The following is a 7,281-nucleotide window of genomic DNA, read 5'->3' as shown; positions in this document are numbered from 1 at the left end:
GCCGATGCACAGCGCGGCGACCCCGCGTTTGCCGCCGGTTTGTTGCAGCGCCGCCAGCAGAGTCGCCACGATGCGCGCGCCCGATGCGCCGATGGGGTGGCCCAGCGCACAAGCCCCGCCGTGGATGTTGAGCTTGTCGTGGGGGATGGCCAGATCATGCATGGCGATCATCGCCACCGCCGCAAACGCCTCGTTCACTTCAAACAGGTCGACATCCGCCACCGTCCAGCCGGCCTTGGCCAGAACTTTGCGGATCGCCGGCACCGGCGCCGTGGTGAACTTGGCCGGCTCATGCGCGTGGGCGGCATGGGCGACGATGCGCGCTTGCACTTGCAGCCCCTGCGCGTCGGCGACGCTTTGGCGCGTCAGCACCAGCGCCGCTGCGCCATCGCTGATCGAGGAGGCATTGGCCGCCGTGATGGTGCCATCCCTGGCAAACGCCGGCTTCAACGTCGGGATCTTGTCCGGCCGGGCCTTGCCGGGCTGTTCGTCGGTGTCGATCACCACATCGCCGCCGCGCGCGGCAATGGTGACCGGCGTGATCTCGCCAGCGAAAGCACCACTGGCAATCGCCGCCTGCGCACGGCCCAGGCTGGCGATGGCAAACGCATCCTGCGCCTCCCGCGTGAACTGGTAATCGCGCGCGCTCTCCTCGGCGAAACTGCCCATCAACCGGCCAGGGTCATAGGCATCCTCCAGCCCATCCAGATACATCGAATCCTTGATGGCATCATGGCCGATCCGCGCGCCGCCGCGATGCTTCAACAGCAGATAAGGCGCGTTGGTCATGCTCTCCATGCCGCCCGCGATGATCACACTGGCACTGCCCGCAACCAACGCATCATGCGCCATGATCATCGCCTGCATGCCGCTGCCACACATCTTGTTGATGGTCACCGCCTCCACGTGGCTCGGCAACCCGGCCCCCAACGCCGCCTGCCGCGCCGGCGCCTGGCCCAACCCACCCGGCAACACACACCCCATCACGATCTGATCCACGGCCATCGGCGAAACCCCCGCCCGCGCCACCGCCGCCTGCACCGCCGCCGCGCCCAACTCGGTCGCCTTCAAACCCGAAAGCGCGCCCTGGAAACCGCCCATCGGGGTGCGGGCGTAACTGGCGATGACGACGGGATCGGACATGGGGGCGTACTCCGGTTGCTGTGAGCGCCTTTTACGAGGGTGAGGTTTCGGGAGGAAGGGAGAAAGCGGGCCTCCGGCGGGCAGGGTCGCAGACCCTGCACCCGTTTGTTTTCGGGCTAAATCGTGGACAAGAACGTCATATCGATGCTGACCTCTTCTGATCGCACCTCGCGAACAGTGACGCCAAGTTGCCGCTCCTTCAGGAGGTCGCACAGGAGTTCCCCGTCAACTAAGTCGATCGCAGGAGCGCCGTCTCTTGTCGCCTCACGTCTAGCATCGGCTGTAAAACTACCAGTGGTAATAATTAGCCCTTTGTCGGCACGTCCCTGCATTGCGCCTCGAAAATCGCGCACGATTGGTGAGGAGACAGCGCCTGCGTACCGCTTGCACTGAAACAAAACCTGGAATGAAATCAGATTCATGCGAAGAACGCCGACCCCGTCGATTCCGCCATCCGCAGATTTGCCTGTAACTTCCACTTTGACGAAACCGCTTTCACGAAGAAGCCTCTGGCAGAGCCGCTCGAATGCGGTCGGGTCCATGACCTTAAGCGCTGAAAGCAACTCATCCCGCCAATCGCCAACGTCTTCAGTCGTAGCTGCGGCTTCAAACGAAAGCTCGTCTGGCGATATTTCCTCCGCAGCGCTTGCGTCTGATGCCGCCTTACGCCGGGCATTATACTCGCGTACCGCTGCCGCCACTCCGGTATGGATGGCCGCTTCACCGGCCGAGAGCGCATTTCGGCCGCTTTCAGTTAGCAACCAGACACCCCGGCGCTCATTTGCTAAGAAGCCAGCCACTTTTAAATAGCTGCGGGCCCAAGCCATCTTATTGAGGATAATCGGCGTTCCGCTTTTTTCGTGGGCTTCGGCTAGATCAGCGTCGTTGAACGCGAACTCGTCAACTAGCCGCTGCTCCATCTCCTCAATTGATGCCGATCCGCCTAACGCCTCAAGCAGGCGAAGGATTGGCAGATAAAAATCGTCTTTGCGGAGTTGTTGCACGTTCATCGACAAGAGCATCCCATTTTCGCTGCGATTATCAGGATGGCTCGCGTCTTTGCAATCAAAAGACGGGAACCAAATGCCCGACGTTAGCGCTCATACGGCTGATAGCTGGAATTCGGCTTCCCTTTCCGAACCATCCACTAAGCTCTGGCCAAAAACAAACGGGTGCAGGGTCTGCGACCCTGCCCGCCGGAGGCCCCCACTTCTCACTTCACACGAAATCCCCCACCGCCCGGCTCCACCGCTTCGCCGCCAGTTGAGGCCGCGCCGCGATGGCTTTCTTCAGGGTCGCCTTGCGCCCATCCCATTGCGGGGCGCCGATGGCGATCAGTTTGGCCAGCGGGGTGGGGCTGGCCAAGGCTTCGGCGACGAGGGGCCAGGTCATCTTGCCGCCGCGGCCGTGGTGCAGGATATCGGCGATCACCAGGCATTGATCGGCGGGGCGGCCATCGATGCCGACGCGTTTGTCGGCGCGGGCCATGAAGCTGCGGTAGCTGGCGACCATGGTGCTCACCTGGGCGTCGCGGGCGCTGGCGTGGTGGGTGGCCCAGTGGATCAGCTTGGCGGCGGCGATCACCTCGGCGTCTTCCACTTCGTCCAGGGTGGGGTTGAGGTAGCGCATCAGGGGCTCGGTGGAGGTGGCGCTTTCCAGGGGGGACAGGCCGGCATCGGTGACGCGGTGGATGCGGCCGCCGGCCAGTTCGAGGTGGGGGAAATAATCGTCTGCCTCTGGCCGCGCCAGGAGCGCGCGCAGCATCTTCACGAAATCGCCATCCGGCACGTGCGCGGCGAACTGGCCAAAGCCGAAGGTGAAACCGGCCGAATCATAGCTGTTCAGCGTGAGGAAGCTGCGGCCTTCGCAGATCGCGGTCGGCTCGATGAAATCGGCCCAGAAACCGTGGCCGCTGGCAAAATCCGCCGCCGTGTAGAACAAGGGCGTGAGCGGGCTGCCGCCGAAGATGTTGTACAGCCCGATATTGCCGCCATACGGCACCCGCCGGCCAACGAAGAACCGCTGCCCATCGGCGCGGGCGAAGAAATTGTTGGCAGTGCGTTCGATCTGGAAATTGATCGGCATGATGCGTTTTGCTCCTTGCTGGCGATCAACTGCGGCGGCGGGGCCAATTATATCCCAAATAAAGCGGTTGAGGGAGTTGCATTGCGCCACAACTGGGATATGTTTGGCTCCGGGTCGTAAACAGGGGTGCGGTGCATGCGTGCGATCCTCCTTTGTGCGTCGGCCGCACTCGTGCTCGCCGGCTGCACGGCGAACGACAATAGTATTCATCGCAATATCTTGCTGCCAAAAGCGCGGGCTTCCGTGCAATCCGTTGACGCGAAACAGCGATTTCTGATCGCGGTACCGGTAACCAGCACGGTTGAGGCGGAAGGGCCAGCACGCACTGAACCAGTCAAGACATCCGAACTTGTGCCCGGAGCCGACGGCAAGCCTGCCACCTCCGTTACGAAAGAGGTGATTTCCACCCACGCTGGTGCCAAGTCGACAACAACTACCAGCTATCGCTATTGCGCTGAACCTTCCCCAGATGTGTTCTCCGTTTATGCCAACAGTGCCGCGGCCAATGCCGGCGTGGAAGAAGGCGCGGCTGCCGGGCCATTGTCTGTGTTGTTCGGTTTCAGCGGCAGTTCGGCCGAGCAGGGCAGCACTATTGCCCGAACGCAGACGATCAATCTGTTGAAGGAGGTCATGTACCGCACCTGCGAACGCTATGCCAATGGCGGGATCGGTCCGCTTGAACTTGGCGTGCAGGCGATACGCGACCAGCGTCTGATCATTGCGGCTTTGGCCATCGAGCAGTTGACGGGCGCTGTTGTTACCAAACCCACCATCATCGGCGCTGCGGGATCGGCCGGCACCGGCGCCGATGCTGCCGGCGCGGTGGTTGCCATCGACAAGGCGTTCACTGAAAAAGTGAAGGCTGATGCGGCGCTTGAAAAGGCGCAAGCCAAATTGACCAAAGCCGATGGCGAGAAGAAGCTCTGTCAGCCGGCTGACAAGCGCCCCGAAGGCGAAGAAAAGCCAACCGAAGAGCAGACCAAGGCTTGTGAAGCGGCGGCTGGCGAAGTGGACAAGGCCAAGACTGCAGCTGCCGTGGCCGCGACCCGTGTCAATCTGCTGGCCGATGCTGCCAAGAGCGGCGGACCGATCACGGCTGCAATGACGAATCTGCTCGCCGTTCAGGGCGCCGGCGGGATCGATACAGCCGACACCAGCCATGTGAAGGACGTTGCCGACGTGGTGCAGTACATCGTGAAGGCCAATTATGACGCCTCTGAACTGGAATTGCTCTGCATTAAGGCATTTGATCCCGGCGGTGGGCGCTCGCCCATCGGAGCCTTGGTTGAATCGTGCAAGTTATATTTTGAGGCCCGGATAAGTGAAGGAACGGCAAAGGCTAATGCGAATGAAGATGTATTTTCTGCGTTTGCCGCTGCGTCTCGAAATGAAAATAGGTCAACTATTTCAAGGCAAGATACAATCGAGTTATTGCGGCGACAAAGAATAGATGATTTTGAGAAGTTCGAAAAATCGAATATTGATCAGAAGAATGGTCGAATTGAAAGAGCAAAATCTGCATCTCCAAGTAGTGCATTGACTATTGAAAAATTAAAAACTGCGGACAAAAATGAATCATTTAGAATCTGGGGTCTTTTATCCCGAAAAATAAGGCAAATATTAAGTGGAGAATTATAATGAAGAGGGCAATATTTTTGGCTGATAAGAGCGAGGATCGGCTTGTGACGCGTGCGCTGTTGGCTTCGGCTGTGATTGTCAGTGGTCCCCATCTGGTCAACGGGGTCATGTCAGACATCAGTGATGCATTTATCAACCCGCCGGCTCCAGATGATGTTGTAGAATGGGATTTTGGAGCCGCTGAGTTGGGCGACCAAATATGGATCGCGCTCGCAATGAGGATCGACCCGTAAGATCGATCTACGCCGTCCGCGAAACGGTTGGACCGCTGCCGATGTGCAACATTTCCTCCACCCCATCGCGAATCCGGAACACCGTGCCTTGCGGTGCGCGCGGGGCGACGGGGATGCCGTGCCAGTCTTCGCCGCCCACCAAAATCCCGCGCAGTACGCTGGCGGTGATGCCGTGGCTGATCACCAGTGCCGGGCGGCTATGGTCGAGCTCGGCCAGCCAGTGGTTCAAGCGGTCGGCGATTGCCGGGAACCATTCGCCGTTCGGCGGGGCTTCAGTGAACAGGCCGCGTTCGGCGTCCACAATGGGGCGGCCGAGTTCGGCGACGATGTCGTGATACCAGCGGCCTTCCCAATCGCCGACGTCGATTTCCAGTAGCCGCTCGTCCTTGCGCCAATCGAAGAAACTCAGCCCAAGATGCTCGCCGATGATGGCGGCGGTCTGCTGGGTGCGGCCGGAGGGGGAAACCCACAGATCGAGATCGGGTGCTTCGCCCAGGGTTTCGCGCAGGGCGGCGCCCATGGCTTCGGCCTGGGCGATGCCGCTGCGGGTGAGGGGCGTGTGCGCCATGTGGCCCTGCATGCGGGCGGCGGCGTTGAACACGGTTTCGGCGTGGCGGGCGAGAATCAGATCCATGGTTCATCCTTTGCCGATTTCGGCGCACATCGCCACTACCACCCTGCGCGTTAATGGCTATAGTGCGCCCAACTGCACCATATCGTTACAGGGATCAGAATGAAGGCCACCGTTGAGCGCGCAACCCTGCTGAAGTGCCTGGGCCATATCCAGTCGGTGGTGGAACGTCGCAACACCATTCCGATCCTTTCGAACGTGCTGATCGAGGCGCGCGCCGATGGCCTGCGTTTTATGGCGACCGATCTTGATCTGCAGGTGGTGGAAAATATCCCCGCTGCGATCGATCTGAACGGTGCCACCACGGTTTCGGCCCACACGCTGTTCGAAATCGTGCGCAAGTTGCCGGAAGGTTCGCAGGTTGAACTGGCCGTTTCGGGTGACCGCATGAGCGTGAATGCCGGCCGCAGCCGCTTCAGCCTGGCCACGCTGAAGCGCGATGATTTCCCGGTGATCGCCGAAACCGATCTGCCGGTCCGCTTCACGCTTTCGGCCGGTGAGCTGAAGGAACTGATCGACGCGGTGAAATTTGCGATTTCCACCGAGGAAACGCGCTATTATCTGAACGGCATCTATCTGCATGCCACCACCGGCCCGTCGCCGAAGCTGCGCGGTGTGGCCACCGATGGCCACCGCCTGGCCCGGATCGAGCTTGATCTGCCGGCCGGCGCGGCCGACATGCCGGGCGTGATCGTGCCGCGCAAATGCGTCAACGAAGTGCGCAAGCTGCTCGATGAAATGGCCGCCGATGCACCGGTGGAGATCGGCCTGTCGCCCGCAAAAGTCCGGTTCCGCTTCTCGGCGGATTCAACGCTGACCAGCAAGCTGATCGACGGCACGTTCCCGGATTACACCCGCGTCATCCCGACCGCGAACGACAAATTGCTGAAGATTGACACGCGCAGCCTGGCCGAAGGTGTGGACCGTGTGGCCGCCATCGCCACCACCGAAAAGACCCGCGCCGTGAAGCTGGCGTTGAGCCGCGACAAGGTCACCCTGTCGGTCACCAGCCCGGAAAACGGCACTGCATCCGAAGAAGTGCCGGCCGACTATGCTGCGGCCGATATCGAGGTGGGCTTCAACTATCGCTATCTGCTCGATATCCTGGGCCAGGTCGGCAGCGATCTGGTGGATGTGCATCTGGCTGATGCCTCGGCCCCGACGCTGATCTGTGAGAGCGATGACGCCAAGGCGCTGTATGTGCTGATGCCGATGCGTGTGTGAAGCGAGGCGGCTGTAAACAGTAGCACTGTTTGCAGACTCGCCGAGCGAGCGGCCAGCGACCGAAAAGGGCGGCCTCGTCGGCCGCCTTTTTCGTGTCGTCTGACGGCGCGGCTCCGCCGCGCTCATTCTTTCGGTCTCTTCTTCCCCGAAAGCGGACCCGGCGGCTTTGCCGCCGGCCGCCTCAGTGCTGGCCCGTCCGTTCCGCTAGGATATGCTGCACCGTCGGCTGCATGCGCGCGTTATAGCGGGCCAGCACCGGGTGTTCGCCGCCGGCACAGAAATGCGTGATCAGGTCGCGCCCGGTCCAGTAATGCAGGGCATAGCCGG

General features: G+C 61.1%; 7 protein-coding genes. 3 read left to right on the top strand and 4 right to left on the bottom strand.

Annotated features, from left to right (window positions below; genetic code table 11):
- From RMO81_RS13080 to RMO81_RS13070, 3 genes are all read right to left on the bottom strand, one after another.
- A partial coding sequence (locus RMO81_RS13080) for an acetyl-CoA C-acyltransferase (protein ID WP_310476334.1) occupies window positions 1-1,143 on the bottom strand: 1,143 nt, incomplete at its 3' end.
- Between the two features lie 116 nt (window positions 1,144-1,259).
- Window positions 1,260-2,153, bottom strand: a complete 894-nt coding sequence (locus RMO81_RS13075) for a restriction endonuclease (RefSeq protein ID WP_310476333.1) — start codon at window positions 2,151-2,153, stop codon at window positions 1,260-1,262.
- Window positions 2,154-2,361: 208 nt separating this feature from the next.
- Window positions 2,362-3,228: a hypothetical protein gene (locus RMO81_RS13070; protein ID WP_310476332.1), complete on the bottom strand. Its 867-nt coding sequence runs from the start codon at window positions 3,226-3,228 to the stop codon at window positions 2,362-2,364.
- A gap of 135 nt (window positions 3,229-3,363) precedes the next feature.
- On the opposite strand from RMO81_RS13070, the gene RMO81_RS13065 reads away from it, so the two are divergent.
- Both RMO81_RS13065 and RMO81_RS13060 read left to right on the top strand, forming a co-directional pair.
- Entirely contained in the window at window positions 3,364-4,866 is a 1,503-nt protein-coding gene (locus RMO81_RS13065; RefSeq protein WP_310476331.1) for a hypothetical protein, read from the top strand.
- Entirely contained in the window at window positions 4,866-5,099 is a 234-nt protein-coding gene (locus RMO81_RS13060) for a hypothetical protein (RefSeq protein ID WP_310476330.1), read from the top strand. Before RMO81_RS13065 ends, RMO81_RS13060 begins: the two co-directional genes overlap by 1 nt.
- 7 nt (window positions 5,100-5,106) lie before the next feature.
- Here the strand turns inward: RMO81_RS13060 and RMO81_RS13055 are convergent, their stop codons facing one another.
- Window positions 5,107-5,733, bottom strand: coding sequence for a histidine phosphatase family protein (locus RMO81_RS13055; RefSeq protein ID WP_310476329.1), 627 nt, complete (start codon window positions 5,731-5,733; stop codon window positions 5,107-5,109).
- Window positions 5,734-5,832: 99 nt separating this feature from the next.
- Between RMO81_RS13055 and dnaN the strand changes: the two genes are divergently transcribed.
- A complete protein-coding gene (gene dnaN / locus RMO81_RS13050; RefSeq protein ID WP_310476328.1) occupies window positions 5,833-6,954 on the top strand; it encodes a DNA polymerase III subunit beta in 1,122 nt (373 codons plus the stop codon).
- The last annotated feature ends 327 nt before the right edge of the window (window positions 6,955-7,281 follow it).

It is taken from the genome of Sandarakinorhabdus sp., from assembly GCF_031422795.1.
In the GTDB taxonomy this organism is placed as follows: domain Bacteria; phylum Pseudomonadota; class Alphaproteobacteria; order Sphingomonadales; family Sphingomonadaceae; genus Sandarakinorhabdus.
The sequence above is the reverse complement of the archived record's forward strand: the minus strand, read 5'-3'. Positions and strand labels throughout refer to the sequence as shown.